Genomic DNA, 14,787 nt, shown 5'->3' with positions numbered 1-14,787 from the left:
GGCGCAGTCGGGGGCGTTCGTGCCGGTCACCAGCACCGTGACCCCGGCCGAGCTGCTGCCGGCGGACTGGGACCCCACCACCCGCACCGTCTGACCACCGCTGTCCGAGCACCGCAGCCCCCGACCGAACCGACCGAACGCCAGGTCGCACCGCGCAGCCGACGTCACCGCCGACGACCGGCCACCGCGCCCCCTGCACCACCCACCCGCCAGGAAGGAAGACCTGCCATGACCCCGTCCCACTCCTCGCCCCACTCCTCGCCGTCGTCCACCCCCGGAACCGCCGGTGCCGCCACCCGCCGCCGCTTCCTCGCGGTCTCGAGCGTCGCCGCCGGCGGCGTCGCCCTCGCGGCCTGCGGCGGCACCAGCGGTGGCGGTGGCGGCACGAAGGACAGCACGCTGCCCGGCATCGGCAACAACGGGAAGATCGGCGGCGGCCGCAAGGGCGACGCAGCCGACCAGCTGTTCCTGGCGGGTTTCCAGTTCAGCCCGCCCACCAACTTCAACACGTTCGCCGGGGCCCCGGCCTGGCCGGCGGCGAACAACGTCGCCCAGTACGTGTACGAGACCCTGCTGCGGTTCGACATCGTCTCCGGCGAGCTCAAGCCGGGCCTGGCCGCGGACTACAAGGTCGACGGCACCTCGTCGGTCTCCATGACCCTGCAGGACGGTCTGACCTGGTCGGACGGAACGGCACTGACCGCCGACGACGTCCTCTACACCTTCCAGCTCGGCAAGATCGACCCGACGCTGACGGTGGCGTCCTTCTGGGTCGAGGCCGACGACATCACCGCGAGCGGCGACACCATCACGGTCGCGATCAACCAGGACCGCAAGAACGTGGACATGATCCTGCAGCAGCTCGCCGTCCAGTTCATCCTCCCCAAGAAGGTCTTCGAGAAGGTCGCGTCCGAGACCGGGAACAAGCTGGCCAGCTGGGAGACCACGGAGCTCCTCGGCTCGGGCCCCTACACCCTGGAGAAGGCCGACCAGACCCAGATCATCCTCGCGCGCAACGAGAAGTACTGGGGACAGAAGTTCTACGGCGGGCTGCCGGCCCCCACGAAGATCATCCACCCGATCTTCAAGTCGAACGAGGACGGCAACCTCAAGTTCCAGAACGGCGAGCTGGACGTCATGCAGCAGTTCGTCCCGCAGATCTGGAAGATGTGGGAGTCGAACAAGCCCGTCGGGACCTACCTCAAGGACAAGCCCTACTACGTCCCGGGCTCGATGCCGATGTTCATCTTCAACACGACCCGCGGGGCGCTGGCGGACCCGGCGGTCCGTCGCGCCGTCGCCTTCGCCATCGACTACGCCTCGATCGCCGAGACGGCGATGTCGGGGTACTCCGGCGACGTGCAGGCCTCGCTCATCATCCCCGGCGGTGCCGAGGACAAGTGGTTCGACGGCGACCGCGCCAAGGCCGGCGGCTGGTCCTTCGACAAGACCACGGCGGAGAAGACCCTCACCGACGCCGGGTACGCCAAGGGCTCGGACGGGGTCTACGCCAAGGGCGGACAGCGCCTCGGTCCGTGGAAGCTCATCACCCCCCAGGGGTGGACCGACTGGAACGCCGCCCTGGAGATCGTCGCCAAGAACCTGCAGGCCATCGGCATCGACGCCGCCACGAACTTCCCGCAGCAGGCGCAGGTGACGACGTCCGTGGCGAACGGCGACTTCGACATGTGCTGCTGGTACGTGTCGGGCACGAACCCGGCGACCCCGTGGCAGCGCTTCAGCGACGTCATGAGCAACGTCGAGCTCGCCCCGCTGGGTCAGACGGCCTTCCGCAACTACGGGCGGTGGACCAACGACCAGGTGAACGACCTGCTGGAGGCGGCCGCGGCGGCGCCGGACGACGGGTCGAAGAAGCAGGCGCTCACCGCCCTGGACGACATGTACCGCCAGCAGGCCCCGGCGATCCCGCTCATGTACCGCCCGGACGAGTTCTTCGAGTTCAACGCCAGCAACTGGACCAACTTCCCGACCCAGGCGAACAACTACGCACCGCCGATGTTCCGTGGGGCCGGCAACGACTGGCTCTTCAAGATCAAGAAGATCGAGGGCTGAGGTCCGACCGTGAAGCTCGGACAGTACATCGCGCGCAAGACGTTGTGGTACCTCGTCGCGCTCGTCGCGGCGGTGTCCTTGAACTTCCTGCTCCCGCGGCTCGTGCCCGGCAACCCGGTGGACGTCATCGTGTCCAACCTGGCCCGGGGCGGTGCCGTCAACGGGGAGCAGCAGAAGCAGATCTACGAGGGGTTCGTCCAGCAGTTCGGGCTCAACGCACCCCTCTGGCAGCAGTTCCTGACCTACCTGGGGAAGGTGTTCACCGGCGACCTCGGGACGTCGTTCGCGTCGTACCCGACGTCGGTGAACTCGCTGCTCGGACAGGCCCTGCCGTGGTCGATCGCGGTTCAGCTCCCAGCGATCGTCATCGGCTGGGTGCTGGGGAACGTCGTCGGCGCCGTCGCGGCCTTCCGGGGCGGCAACTGGGACCGCAGCGTCTTCACCTCGTCGCTGTTCCTGTCGGCCATGCCGTACTACTGCCTGTCCATCCTGCTGCTGTACGGGTTGGCCGTGGTCGCCGGGATCTTCCCCGTCGGCGGGGCCTACTCCCTCGGCAACAGCCCGGCGTTCTCGCTGTCCTTCCTCACCGACGCCCTGCAGTACTACTGGCTGCCGTTCCTGTCCCTCGTCGTCGTCTTCATCGGGGGTCAGGCCGTCGGGATGCGCTCCATGGCGATCTACGAGCTCGGCGGGGACTACGTCAACTACGGCCGCGCCATGGGCATCGGGGACAACCGGATCACCCGGTACATCTTCCGGAACGCGATGCTCCCGCAGATCACGGGGCTGGCCCTGTCGATCGGGACGCTGGTCAGCGGCGCGCTCATCACCGAACTCGTCTTCAACTACCCGGGGGTCGGGACGCTGCTGTTCAACGCCATCTCGCAGAACGACTACCCGGTCATCCAGGCGATCACGCTCATCATCACGCTCGCGGTGCTCGCGGCCAACTTCCTGGTCGAGATCGTCTACGGCATCGTCGACCCGCGCATCCGCGCGGCCGCCTCCGGGGAGAAGTGAGATGTCCACTCCGAACGTCTCCAGCGTCGTGGCCGCCGACGAGGCCGTCGCGCCGCGGTCGAACCCCTTCCGCAGCCTGAACTTCTCCGCCCGCTTCTGGGTCGCGCTGGCGCTGGTCGTCTTCGTGCTCCTGCTCGGCGTCGCGGGCTACTTCTACCCGACCTCCTCCAGCGAGAAGGTCGGTTCCCTCTACGACCCGCCGGGCAACGGACTGCTCTTCGGCACCGACAACTTCGGGCACGACGTGCTCGCGGTGCTCATGGCGGGCACCCGCACCTCGCTCGTCATCGGGCTCGTCGCCGGCGTCATCGCGACGTTCATCGGCGTCGCGATCGGCCTCCTGGCGGGCTACGTCGGCGGGTGGCTCGAGGAGCTGCTCATGGGGATCACGAACGTGGTCCTCGCGATCCCGTCGATCATCGTCCTGATCCTCATCTCGATCTCCCTGCCCAAGAGCACCATGTGGTCGCTCGCGGTGGTCATCGGGATCACGTCGTGGCCGTGGACGGCCCGCGCCGTCCGCGCCCAGGCCAGTTCGGTCGCCACCCGGGAGCACATCGACGTGGCGCGGCTGTCCGGCGCCCGGCTGGGCGGCATCCTCGTCCGGGACGTCCTGCCGTACATCCTGTCCTACGCCGTCATGGCGTTCGTCCTGCAGGTGTCCGGCGCGATCCTGGCCGAGGCGGCGCTCTCGATGCTCGGGCTCGGCCCGGCCGGGGCGGACTCCCTCGGCACCCAGCTGCACTGGGCCCTGGCCTTCCAGGCCGTCGCCAGCGGTGCGTGGTGGGCGTTCCTGCCGCCGACGATCGTCCTGACGCTCGTCTCCTTCGGGTTCCTGCTCCTGCAGGCCAGCCTGGACGAGGTGTTCAACCCGCGGCTGCGCCGCGGCAAGCGCAAGCAGATGAAGCAGACGCAGGCCCGGCGCCTGGCCGAGGCCCAGGCCGCGGCCGCGGGCAGGCCGACGGCGGCGCCGCGGGCCGGGGTCGGCGCCGGCCGGGCGCGGACGGCGGACGAGGGAGGACGGTCGTGAGCACCACGGGAGCCTCCGGCGCACCGGTCTCGGGAGCAGGCGCGGGTACCCCGACGCTGCTTGCCCGAGCGGTCGGCGTGCGGGCCGTCTACGGCGGCGGGGACCGCGACTTCACCGCGGTCGACGGGGTCAGCATCGAACTGGGGGAGGGGGAGATCCTCGGTCTCGCGGGGGAGTCCGGGTGCGGCAAGACCACGCTCGGGAACTCCCTGGCGATGATCGCCAACCCGCCCCTGTACGTCGTCGAGGGCACGTTGGAGATCGACGGCGAGCAGATCGACCTGACGACCCTGCGGGGTGAGCAGGACCTCAAGCGGCAGCGCAAGTACCGCGGCGGGGTGGTGTCGATGCTCCCGCAGGGCGCGATGAACGCCATCAGCCCGACGCTGCGGGTGCGCAACCTCGTCCACGACGTCATGCGGGCGCACGACCGGTCGGTGACGCGCGACGAGGCCCTCGACCTCGCCCGCGACCGGCTGAAGATGCTCGAGATGCCGGTTCGCGTGCTCGACTCCTACCCGCACCAGTTGTCGGGCGGGATGAAGCAGCGCGTCATCACCGTGGTCTCGACGCTGCTGAACCCCCGGCTGCTCATCGCCGACGAACCCACGTCGGCGCTGGACGTGTCGAGCCAGCGGATGCTGGTGGAGATGCTGCTGGCCATGGTCGAGCAGCGGATCATGTCGGGCGTCGTGTTCGTCACGCACGACCTGCCGGTGCTGTCCCAGGTCTCGGACAAGCTCGCCATCATGAACGCGGGCAGGATCGTCGAGACGGGTCCGACGGAACAGCTCGTCCACGACCCGCAGCACCCCTACACGAAGAAGCTGCTGTCCTCGGTGCTCGACCCGACCGAGGAGACCCGCACACGGGGCCGCGACCGCCGGACCCGACCGCAGCCCACCGAAGGAGACCTGCGATGACGACCGGGACCACGGGGACGACGGGCGGGGACGTGACCACCGGGAGCGTCCTGGCGTGCCGGGACGTCGTGAAGGAGTTCCACGTCGCGGGGACGAAGGTCGTCGCCGTGGACCACGTGTCCCTCGACTTCCCGGCCGGCAACGTGCTGGCCGTCGTGGGGGAGTCGGGGTCGGGCAAGTCGACGCTGGCCCGGATGCTGCTGCGGCTCATGCCCGTCACGTCGGGGACCATCTCGTTCCGCGGCGAGGATGTGACGAACCTGCGCGGCAAGCAGTTGCGCGCCTACTGGAGCGAGGTGCAGGCCGTCTTCCAGGACCCCTTCGCCTCCTTCAACCAGTTCTTCCCGGTCGGGGGTCTGCTGCGCCGCAGCCTGGCCCTGGCCTCCGTGGGACGCGCGGAGGCGGACGCCCTCATCGAGGAGTGCCTCGGCTACGTCGGCCTCACCCCCGCGGAGGCGCTGCACAAGTACCCCCACCAGCTCTCCGGGGGGCAGCGCCAGCGCGTCATGCTGGCCCGGGCGCTCATGATGCGGCCCAAGGTCCTGCTGGCCGACGAGGCGACGAGCATGCTCGACGCGACGTTGCGCGTGAACGTCCTCAACGTCCTGCACGACCTCAAGGACGACCTCGGATTGACGGTGCTGTTCATCACGCACGACATCGGCCAGGCCTGCTACCTCGCCGACCGCGTCGCCGTCATGGAACACGGCAAGGTCGTCGAACGCGGCAGCACGGAGGAGGTCATCTTCGCCCCGCAGGCGGACTACACGAAGCGTCTGCTGGCGGACGTCCCCGACCTCAAGGGGAGCCTCAAGCGCCGGGTGTGACGGCACCCGGTCGGTGGGGGACGGGAGGGGGCACCGTGCTCGACGTCTCGGAGGTGCTGCGGCGGCACGCGGTCGCCGCGGCCGCGCAGTCCTGGCTGGACGGCCTGCCGGAGCTCGTCCGCGACCTCGAACGTCGCTGGGACCTCGTCGTGGGGCGGACCCTGGACGGGGCCACGGAGGCCTTCGTGGCCGAGGCGGTCACGGCGGGCGGACGGCCGGTCGTGCTCAAGCTGGTCCTGCCCCAGGGGGACGGCGCCGCCGCCCGGCACGAGACCACCGCACTGCGGCTGGGCGCCGGGCGGGGGACCGTCGCGCTGCTCGACGCGGACCCCCACCGCGGCGCCCTGCTGCTGGAACGGCTGGGGCGCCCCATGATCGCCCTCGGGCTGCCCACCGGCGAGCGGCACGCCCTCCTGTGCGACACCGTCGCGCGGGTGTGGCGACCGGCGCCGGGCGCGGACCTGCCGACGGGTGCGGACCGCGCCCGGCACCTCGCCGCGTTCGTCACGCAGACCTGGGAGGACCTCGGCCACCCGTGCTCGGAACGGGCCGTCGAGCACGCGGTGGCCTGCGCCGGCCGCCGGGAGGCCGCGCACGACGACGAGCGGGCCGTCCTCGTTCACGGCGACGTGCACCAGCTCAACGCCCTCGAGGCCGGGTCGGGGTTCCGGCTGGTCGACCCCGACGGCGTGCTGGCCGAACCGGAGTGCGACCTCGGGACGGTGATGCGCGGCGACCCGGTGGACCTCCTGCAGGGGGACCCGGTCGAGAGGGCCCACCGGCTCGCCGCCCGCACCGGGACCGACCCCGTCGCGGTCTGGGAGTGGGGGGTCGTCGAACGGGTGGCGAGCGGGTTGCACTGCACCGCGATCGGGCTGCAACCCCTCGGCTGCCAGACCCTCGCGGCCGCCGACGCCGTGGCCGGTCTCGGCGCCTGACGTCAGGGCAGGGGCAGCTCGACGGTGGCGAACGAGTGCGGGGGGAGTTCCAGCACGAGGGTCTGCGCACCGGGACCGCCCTCCAGCCGCACCCCGTCGCCGTGGTCGCGCGGGACGACGGCGTCGAGCCGCTGCGGCGTGTTGTGCGCCTGCGGGGCGTCGGCCGTGAGGAGGCGGGCCGTGGGCCGGCCACCCGTCGTGCCCCGCAGCGCGAGCCGCAGGGTGACCGGCGCCTCGGCGTCGAGGTTGGTCGCCGAGAACAGCGCCCGCCCGTCCTTCCGGCTCGCCGACACCGATACCGTCGTGAGCTCCGCGGGGCCGCGCTCGTGCAGGCCGTGCCCGGCCGGCCCGTGCCCGCCCAGCCCCCGGACGTCGGGCAGGGTGCGCGTCGGCAGGTCGCCGCGCAGGTGGACCGTCAGGTTCGCCGCGTCGTGGTGCCCCTTGTTCATCTCGAACACGTGGTAGCTCGGCGTCAGCACGAGCGCGCCCGACTCCTCGTCGGTGAGCAGCATCGCCTGCAGCACGTTCACCGTCTGGGCGATGTTCGCCATCACCAGCCGGTCCGCGTGGCGGTGGAACGCGTCGAAGTGCAGCGAAGCCACGAGGGCGTCGCGCAACGAGTTCTGCTGGAACAGGAACCCGGGGTTGGTGCCCGGCTCCACGTCGAACCACGTGCCCCACTCGTCGAGCACCAGGCCGATCTCCCCGGCCGGGTCGTACACGTCCATGACGCGCGCGTGGCCGGCGAGCACCTCCTCGATGCGCTGGGCCTGCAGCACGGTCGCGTAGTACTGCTCGAGGTCGAACTGCGTCGCGCTGCCCTTCTCCTCCCAGCTGCCCGCCACGGTGTAGCAGTGGAACGAGATGGCCTGGAACGCGCCGTTCCCGAAACCCGGGTCCTCGGCCCCGCCGAGCCGGCGTCCCAGGGCCTTCATGAGCACCTCGGTCCAGCGGTAGTCGGCGTTGGCCGCCCCCGCCGCGATGCGGTAGAGCTCGTTGGTCCCCATGTCCCGGCTGTAGGTGCCGAAGGTGCGGGCGAGTTCGCCGTAGGCCTCGGCGCTCATGCGCCCACCGCAACCCCACGGCTCGTTCCCGAGGCCCCAGAAGCGCACGCGCCACGGTTCCTCGCGACCGTTCGCACGCCGCAGCGCGGCCATCGGCGAGTCGTCGCCGCGGGTCAGGTACTGCACCCAGTCGCTGGCCTCCTTGACCGTGCCGGACCCGACGTTGGCCGAGACGTACGGTTCGGTGCCCAGCAGTTCGCACAGGTGCATGAACTCGTGGGTGCCGAAGGAGTTGTCCTCCACGACGTCGCCCCAGTGCGAGTTCACCATCGTGGGGCGCTGGTCGCGCGGGCCGATGCCGTCCTTCCAGTGGTAGTCGTCTGCGAAGCAGCCGCCGGGCCAGCGCAGGTTGGGGATGTCGAGCGCCTTCAGCGCCTCCACGACGTCCAGGCGGATGCCGTCCTCGTTCGGCACCTCGGAGTCCGCACCCACGAAGAAACCCCCGTAGATGCAACGACCGAGGTGCTCGGAGAAGTGGCCGTAGACGTGACGGCTGATGGTGTGGCCGGGCAGTTCGAGGTCGACGAGACCCTCCACCGTCGCGGTGGGGGAGGCGGTCGTGGGGACTGCGGACTCGCTCGTGCTCAACGGGGCTCCTCGGGACGACGGTGGCGGGAATCGTTCTCACCCGTGCAGACGACGCGCGGTCACCGATCGTTCCCGGCGGCTCCCTGCAGGTGGGTCGCGAAGAAGACGAGGATGCGCCGCCAGGCGTCCTCGGCGGAGGGCTGGTGGTAGCCGAAGCCCGCGACGCGTTCGAGGACCGTGAGGGGGCCCGTGTGCCGGTTGAGGAACGAGTGGCCCGCGTCGGGGTACTCGTGCACGTCGTGGTCGACGCCCGCGTCCGCGAGGACCCGTTCGAGACGTCCGGCTGCGCCGCGCAGGGTGCGGTCCCGGCCGCCGTAGCTCGCCACGACGGGGCACGCACCGCGCAGCACCTCCGCCGCGTCCTGCGGCAGACGGCCGTAGTTCGGGGCGGCCGCGTCGAAACCCCTCGTGGCCGCGACGAGGGCGAAACCGCCGCCCATGCAGAACCCGAGGACGCCGACGGTCCCCGTCGACTGCGGGTGCTCGGCCGCGAAGCGGCGGGTCGCCTCGATGTCCTCGAACGCCGGACCCCGGCCCGCGGTGAGCGTCGAGAACGTGGACCGCAGGCACCGCACCCCGCCGGCGGTGAAGAGGTTCGGCGCGACGGCGAGGTAGCCGGCCGCGGCGAGGCGGTCCGCCTGCTGGCGGGTGTCGTCGGTGAGGCCGAAGGCCTCGTGCAGGACGACGACCGCCGGCCACGGCCCCGTTCCGACGGCGGGCACGGCGAGGTGGGCGTCGAGGACGGGCGCGGTGGCCCCTCCGGGGATCGTGGTCGCGGGCATCGGGTCTCCTCGGGTGGCGGTCGCGAGCATCGTCGCGGACCGAGCCCCCGGCGGCGCGGCGGACCCGCGGTTTGACGTGCCGGCCGGACTGTTCGACCATCTGCGCATGAGTGAAGATGCGAAGAGGTGCACGCTGGGGGTCGACAGCCAGTACGTCGACGCCGCGGCCGACGTGTTCTCCCTGCTGTCCGACCCCACCCGGATCCGCATCGTCCTCGCCCTGCGGGACACCGAACTGCCGGTCAACCAGCTGGCGGAGATCGTCGGCAAGAGCCCGACCGCCGTCTCCCAGCACCTCAGCAAGCTGCGCTGGGGGCGCATGGTGAGCACCCGCCAGGACGGCAACCGCGTCCACTACCGCCTCACCGACGAGCACGCCCGCAACCTCGTGGCCGAGGCCGTCTTCCAGGCCGAGCACGCCCTGGAACCCAAGACCGCCCACCAGCGCGCCGGGGTGGGGCCGACCCCGCCGCACCCGCACCGGCCCCCGTCCGCACCCGTGGGGGAGTGCCCCGCCCCGTGACCACGACCCTGACCTCCCGACCGGTCCCCGAGCGGTCGGGCCGCGTCCTGCCCCGGCCCCCGTCGATCCTGCGCACGGGGGTGCGGCTCCCGGAGGTCCGCTGGGCCGCCCTCGCCCTGCTGCTGTTCCTCGTGGGCGGAACCCTCCAGCTCGGCGGCGCCCCGACCTGGGCCGTCTGGACCGCCTACCTCGCCTGCTACGCCGCCGGCGGCTGGGAACCCGGCTGGGCGGGGCTGCAGGCCCTGCGGGAGAAGGTCTTCGACGTCGACCTGCTCATGGTCCTGGCCGCGATCGCCGCCGCCGCGATCGGGCAGGTCCTCGACGGCGCCCTGCTCATCGTCATCTTCGCCACCTCCGGGGCCGTCGAGGCGGTCATCACCCAGCGGACGGCCGACTCGGTCACGTCGCTGCTGACCCTCGCTCCCGAACGCGCCACCCGGGTCGACGCGGCCACGGGCGCGGAGGAGGTCGTCGACGTGAGCGACCTCGTCGTCGGCGACGTCGTCGTGGTCCGCCCCGGCGAACGCGTGGGGGCGGACGGAACGGTCCTCGACGGGCTGTCCGACGTCGACCAGCAGGCCGTCACCGGCGAGTCGGTCCCGGTGCCCCGCGGCCCGGGCGACGAGGTGCTGTCGGGGACCGTCAACGGCACCGGCGCCCTGCGGGTGCGCGTCGACCGGCCGGCGGGGGAGTCGGTGATCGCCCGCGTCGTCGCGCTGGTGGAGCAGGCCAGCGCCACCAAGGCCAGGACGCAGTTGTTCGTCGAACGCGTCGAGCAGCGCTACTCGATCGGGGTCGTCGTCGCCACCCTCGTCGTGCTGGCGGCCCCCGTCGTGGTCGCGGGCAGCTCCTTCGAGGACGCGCTCCTGCGGGCCATCACCTTCATGATCGTCGCCTCCCCGTGCGCGGTCGTGCTGGCCACGATGCCGCCCTTGCTGGCGGCCATGGCGAACGCCGGTCGCCACGGGGTGCTCGTGAAGTCGGCCACCGTCATGGAGGCGGTCGGGCGCACCACCGTCGTCGCCTTCGACAAGACCGGCACGCTGACCGAGGGGGCCCCGGAGGTCACCGGGGTCACCACGACCGGTCGCCTCGACGAGGACCAGGTGCTGCGCGCGGCCGCCGCGGCCGAGCAGTTCAGCGAGCACCCCCTGGGCCGGGCCGTCCTGCGGGCGGTGCACGAGCGCGGCCTGGAGGTCCCCGCCGCGCACGACTTCCGCGCGCTGCCCGGGCGCGGGGTCGTCGCCTCCGCCGACGGTCACACCGTCCGCGTCGACCGCGCCGAACGACCGCGGGGCGAGGTGGGCAGGGGGACGGTCGTGGCCGTCCACCTCGACGAGGCCCTGGTCGGGACGATCACGCTCGTCGACCGTCTCCGCCCGGCCTCCCCGGGTGCCGTTGCCGCCGCCGCGGCCCTCACCCCGCACCCCGTCCACCTGCTGACGGGGGACGACGAGGCCGTCGCGCGGGACGTCGCGGTCCGCACCGGGATCACCGCCGTCCACGCGCGCCTGCTGCCCGCGGACAAAAGCCGCCTCGTCGGCGACCTGCAGGACGCCGGGGAGCGCGTGCTGCTCGTCGGCGACGGCGTCAACGACGCGCCGGCGTTGGCCACCGCCGCCACGGGCGTGGCCATGGGCCGGCACGGCGCCGACCTCGCGCTGGACACCGCCGACGTCGTCGTCGTCCGGGACGAGATCGAGGCCGTCCCCCGCCTCATGGCGTTGTCGCGTCGTGCCCGCCGCACCGTCGTCGCGAACCTCGTCATCGCCGCCGCGTTCATCGTCGTGCTCGTGAGCTGGGACCTCGTCGGGAACCTCCCGCTGCCGTTGGCCGTCGCGGGCCACGAGGGTTCGACGGTCGTCGTCGCCCTCAACGGGCTGCGCCTGCTGCGGGGTAAGGCCTGGGACTCCTGACCCGGCGCCACCGGGGACGTCGACGGAACGCGCAGGCACCGTCGAGGATGCTCCCGGCCCGGACCCACCGGTCGCCCGGAACCCGGGGGACCGGCGCCTCGTCGGACCCGCGGGCCGCCGGGCAGGCCCTACCGTGAGCCGGTGAGCGAGTTCCAGGGCGGTCCCGCCGCGAAGGTCCCGGCGTGGAGACGACCCACCCCCGGGGAATCCCGCTGGCCGGTCCAGGTGACGGTGGCGGGCCTCATCGGGCTGCAGTTGTGGCTCCCGGCCCACCTGGCCCTCGGGAACCGGTGGGCGCTGCCCGCGGTGGAAGCCGTTCTCCTGGTGGTGCTCACGGTGGCGAACCCGCTCCGGTTGGAACGGGGCAGCGCGTGGTTCCGGCGGGCGAGCCTGCTCCTGGTCGCCGTCGCCAGCCTGGCCAACGGCGCGAGCGCCGTGCTGCTCGTCGCCCACCTGGTGGACGGCGACGCCACCCACAGCCCCCGGGGACTGCTGTCCGAGGGCGGCGCCGTCTACCTGACGAACGTCGTGACGTTCGCGCTCTGGTACTGGGAACTCGACCGCGGCGGGCCCCTGTCCCGCAAGGAGGGGCAGGACACCGAGGTCGACTTCCTGTTCCCGCAGATGGCGACCCCGGACGTCGCCCCACCCGACTGGGAACCGACGTTCCCGGACTACCTGTACCTCAGCTTCACGAACTCCACGGCGTTCAGCCCGACCGACACGATGCCGTGGACGCGCTGGGCGAAGATGCTCATGCTGGTGCAGAGCGCGACCGCCCTCTGCATCGCCGCCCTCGTCATCGCCCGTGCCGTCAACGTCCTGCCGTGAGTTCCCGCGGCCGGACGGACAGGAGGTTCCCGTGCCCAGGTGGCGACTCCGTTCCGCCCTCGTCGTCGGTGCCGCCCTGCTGGCGGCCCTTCCCGTGCCGTCGGCGGCGGCCGCGACCGCGGCGCCCCTGGAGGTCGTGGCGCTGGGGGACTCGGTCACCGCCGCCCACGCCTGCGGCTGCACCGGGTTCCCCACCCGCTTCGGCCGGGACATCACCTCGTCCACCGGCATCCCCGTCACGGTGCGGACGGACGGGATCGACGGGGCGACCGCGGCCGACGCCCTCGCCGCCGCGCGGCAACCCGCGCTGCACGAGGCGCTCCAGTCGGCCGACGCCGTCGTGCTGACGATCGGCGCCAACGACGTCGAACCCCTCGTGACCGCCGTCCCCGATCCCGCGCGCACGGCGGCCACCGCAACCTGGACGGCGCGGGTGCAGGCCGGCGTGGACGACGTCGCACGGTCCGTCGACGCCCTGCTCGCCGACCTCGACACCTCGCCCCGCCACCCGCAGGTGCTCGTGACCGGGTACTGGGCCGTCGGGCTCGACGGCGCGGTGGGCCGGGCGGTCTACACCCCGCGGCAGGCCGCGGCGCAGGTCCAGCTCACCGCCCTGGTGAACGCGGCCCTGGCCGCCGTTGCGGCCCGGCACGCCGACACGTACCTCGACCTCGGTCCCGTCTTCCACGGAGACGACGGGACGGTCGACCCCACGCCGTTGCTCGCCCTCGACGGTGACCACCCCAGCGCGCTGGGGCACGCCGCGATCGCGCAGGCCCTGCTGACCCGCTGGCTGCCTCCCCTGCAGCACCGGAGGCAGGTGCGCACCCCGCCGGTGGTCGGGGCCGGGGGTTCCGGGGCGTCGTGAGGTTCAGGGCCGCCGAACGGCGGTGACGAAGTGCTGCGGGGTGCTCTCGAACCCCTGCGCCGCACGGTGCACGCGGACCACGACGTCGAAACCCGCCGCGGTCAGCGCCTCGGCCACCCGCCCGGGGTCGTGGCGGTGGTTCGTGAACTCCACGTCGTGGCCGTACCCGCTCGAGCGGACGACGCGTTCCCCGGCGCCCGCCTGGAAACCCGTCAGCAGCGCGGCGCCCGGCCGGGTGACCCGCGCGAACTCCGCCGCCGCGGCCGGCAGACCGGCCGGCGGGGTGTGGATGAGGCTGTACCACGCGAGCAGTCCGCCGAGGGCCCCGTCGGCCAGGGGCAGGGCGTGCAGCGGGGCGACCTCGAAGACCAGGCCGGGGTGGTCCTCGCGGGCCGTCCGCACCATCCCGGGGGACAGGTCGAACCCGACGACGTCCAGACCGGCGGCGGCGAGGTGGGCGCTGACACGCCCTGTCCCGCAGCCCACGTCGGCGACCCGCCCCGGGCCGGCGGCGCGACAGCGGGCGGCGAAGTCGTCGAGGACGGCGACGTCCAGCGCGGTCTCGGCGTCCAGGCCCGGCAGCAGGTCGGCGAAGGAGCGGGCGACGGTGTCGTACGCGTGCCGCGTCTGCTGCAGGAGGTCGGAGTCGTCCACGGCCCCACCGTAGGCGGCGTGCGCGTCGGGGCTCACGGCGCGAACGCGAGGGTGGCGGTGAGCCGGTCCCGCCACGTGCTGCGCGCGGACTCCTCGTCCGGGTCCCACCGGGTGACGAAGGCCAGCGCCCACTCGCACCGGGCCACCATCGCGGCCTTGCGCCGGTCCCACGCCGGTTCCGCGCCGTAGCCGTCGAAGAGCCTCGGGAGGGAACGGACGAGGTGGGGGTGGTGCGTCCGGACGATCCACTCGGCCCAGGCGAGGTCGAGGACGCCGTCGCCCAGGTGTGCGAACTCCCAGTCCACGACCGCGGTCACCTCGAACGGCTCGGGGTCCAGGAGGAGGTTCTGAGGACCGAAGTCTCCGTGGACGGGGACCGCGCCGGGTACGGCGGGGCCGAGTTCGCCCCCTGCCGCGAAGGCCTTGCTGTCGCTGCAGTGCAGGCGCGCCGCGGCGCGGCCGACGCTGTGCAGGACGGCGTCGGGTGCGACCTCCAGCAGGTCCTGACCCGGTCGTCCGGCCACGTGGGCCGTGTCGATCCGGCCGGCCTCCTCGTGGAGCAGTGCCGGGACGGGGAAGGTCCCCGCGAGGTTCCGCAGGGCGCTCACCTCGACGCGCTGGCGCCGCTCCGCGTCGGGCCCCCGGTAGCGCTTGGTGACGACGCCGGCGTCGCGGCGGGTCGCGTTCGTCGAGCCGTGCGGCAGGCGTTCCTCGTCCACGGAACCTCCTTCCTCCTGGTGGAACTCCACG

Annotated in this window: 14 protein-coding genes; 10 read left to right on the top strand and 4 right to left on the bottom strand. The window is 72.6% G+C overall.

From position 1 onward, the window contains the following. The first annotated feature begins 228 nt into the window (after window positions 1–228). Genes AB0637_RS22800 through AB0637_RS22775 form a run of 6 tightly spaced genes read left to right on the top strand, consistent with a single transcriptional unit; the run spans window position 229 to window position 6,811 of the window. Window positions 229–2,073, top strand: a complete 1,845-nt coding sequence (locus AB0637_RS22800; protein WP_366174986.1) for an ABC transporter substrate-binding protein — start codon at window positions 229–231, stop codon at window positions 2,071–2,073. 9 nt (window positions 2,074–2,082) lie between these two features. Beyond that, complete coding sequence (locus tag AB0637_RS22795; protein WP_366174985.1) at window positions 2,083–3,093, top strand: ABC transporter permease; 1,011 nt, start codon at window positions 2,083–2,085, stop codon at window positions 3,091–3,093. A gap of 1 nt (window position 3,094) precedes the next feature. Beyond that, window positions 3,095–4,123 carry an ABC transporter permease gene (locus tag AB0637_RS22790; protein WP_366174984.1) on the top strand — a complete coding sequence of 343 codons (1,029 nt, stop codon included), beginning with the start codon at window positions 3,095–3,097 and terminating at the stop codon, window positions 4,121–4,123. Next, entirely contained in the window at window positions 4,120–5,046 is a 927-nt protein-coding gene (locus AB0637_RS22785; protein ID WP_366174983.1) for an ABC transporter ATP-binding protein, read from the top strand. Before AB0637_RS22790 ends, AB0637_RS22785 begins: the two co-directional genes overlap by 4 nt. Beyond that, window positions 5,043–5,873, top strand: coding sequence for an ABC transporter ATP-binding protein (locus tag AB0637_RS22780; protein WP_366174982.1), 831 nt, complete (start codon window positions 5,043–5,045; stop codon window positions 5,871–5,873). Before AB0637_RS22785 ends, AB0637_RS22780 begins: the two co-directional genes overlap by 4 nt. A gap of 35 nt (window positions 5,874–5,908) precedes the next feature. Further along, the gene (locus AB0637_RS22775; protein ID WP_366174981.1) at window positions 5,909–6,811 is read left to right on the top strand and encodes an aminoglycoside phosphotransferase family protein; all 903 of its coding nucleotides are present in this window, start codon (window positions 5,909–5,911) and stop codon (window positions 6,809–6,811) included. Window positions 6,812–6,813: 2 nt separating this feature from the next. Here the strand turns inward: AB0637_RS22775 and AB0637_RS22770 are convergent, their stop codons facing one another. Together AB0637_RS22770 and AB0637_RS22765 are read right to left on the bottom strand one after the other, a co-directional pair. Then, entirely contained in the window at window positions 6,814–8,463 is a 1,650-nt protein-coding gene (locus tag AB0637_RS22770; protein WP_366174980.1) for an alpha-L-arabinofuranosidase C-terminal domain-containing protein, read from the bottom strand. Between the two features lie 59 nt (window positions 8,464–8,522). Beyond that, window positions 8,523–9,245 (bottom strand): dienelactone hydrolase family protein, encoded by a 723-nt coding sequence (locus tag AB0637_RS22765; RefSeq protein WP_366174979.1) that lies wholly within the window; start codon window positions 9,243–9,245, stop codon window positions 8,523–8,525. Between the two features lie 106 nt (window positions 9,246–9,351). Here AB0637_RS22765 and AB0637_RS22760 point away from each other — a divergent pair, with 106 nt between their 5' ends. The 4 genes from AB0637_RS22760 (at window position 9,352) to AB0637_RS22745 (ending at window position 13,383) form a co-directional block, all read left to right on the top strand. After that, window positions 9,352–9,768, top strand: coding sequence for a metalloregulator ArsR/SmtB family transcription factor (locus AB0637_RS22760; protein WP_366174978.1), 417 nt, complete (start codon window positions 9,352–9,354; stop codon window positions 9,766–9,768). Further along, window positions 9,765–11,684, top strand: a complete 1,920-nt coding sequence (locus AB0637_RS22755; protein ID WP_366174977.1) for a heavy metal translocating P-type ATPase — start codon at window positions 9,765–9,767, stop codon at window positions 11,682–11,684. The genes AB0637_RS22760 and AB0637_RS22755 overlap by 4 nt, the downstream gene beginning before the upstream one ends. Before the next feature lie 141 nt (window positions 11,685–11,825). After that, window positions 11,826–12,515, top strand: a complete 690-nt coding sequence (locus AB0637_RS22750; RefSeq protein WP_366174976.1) for a hypothetical protein — start codon at window positions 11,826–11,828, stop codon at window positions 12,513–12,515. Window positions 12,516–12,546: 31 nt separating this feature from the next. Then, entirely contained in the window at window positions 12,547–13,383 is an 837-nt protein-coding gene (locus AB0637_RS22745; RefSeq protein ID WP_366174975.1) for an SGNH/GDSL hydrolase family protein, read from the top strand. A gap of 3 nt (window positions 13,384–13,386) precedes the next feature. Here the strand turns inward: AB0637_RS22745 and AB0637_RS22740 are convergent, their stop codons facing one another. Together AB0637_RS22740 and AB0637_RS22735 are read right to left on the bottom strand one after the other, a co-directional pair. Then, window positions 13,387–14,037 (bottom strand): methyltransferase domain-containing protein, encoded by a 651-nt coding sequence (locus tag AB0637_RS22740; protein WP_366174974.1) that lies wholly within the window; start codon window positions 14,035–14,037, stop codon window positions 13,387–13,389. 32 nt (window positions 14,038–14,069) lie between these two features. Next, the gene (locus tag AB0637_RS22735) at window positions 14,070–14,756 is read right to left on the bottom strand and encodes a phosphotransferase (protein WP_366174973.1); all 687 of its coding nucleotides are present in this window, start codon (window positions 14,754–14,756) and stop codon (window positions 14,070–14,072) included. Window positions 14,757–14,787 lie beyond the last annotated feature (31 nt).

It is taken from the genome of Kineococcus sp. NPDC059986 (assembly GCF_040702905.1).
GTDB lineage: Bacteria > Actinomycetota > Actinomycetes > Actinomycetales > Kineococcaceae > Kineococcus.
The sequence above is the reverse complement of the archived record's forward strand: the minus strand, read 5'-3'. Positions and strand labels throughout refer to the sequence as shown.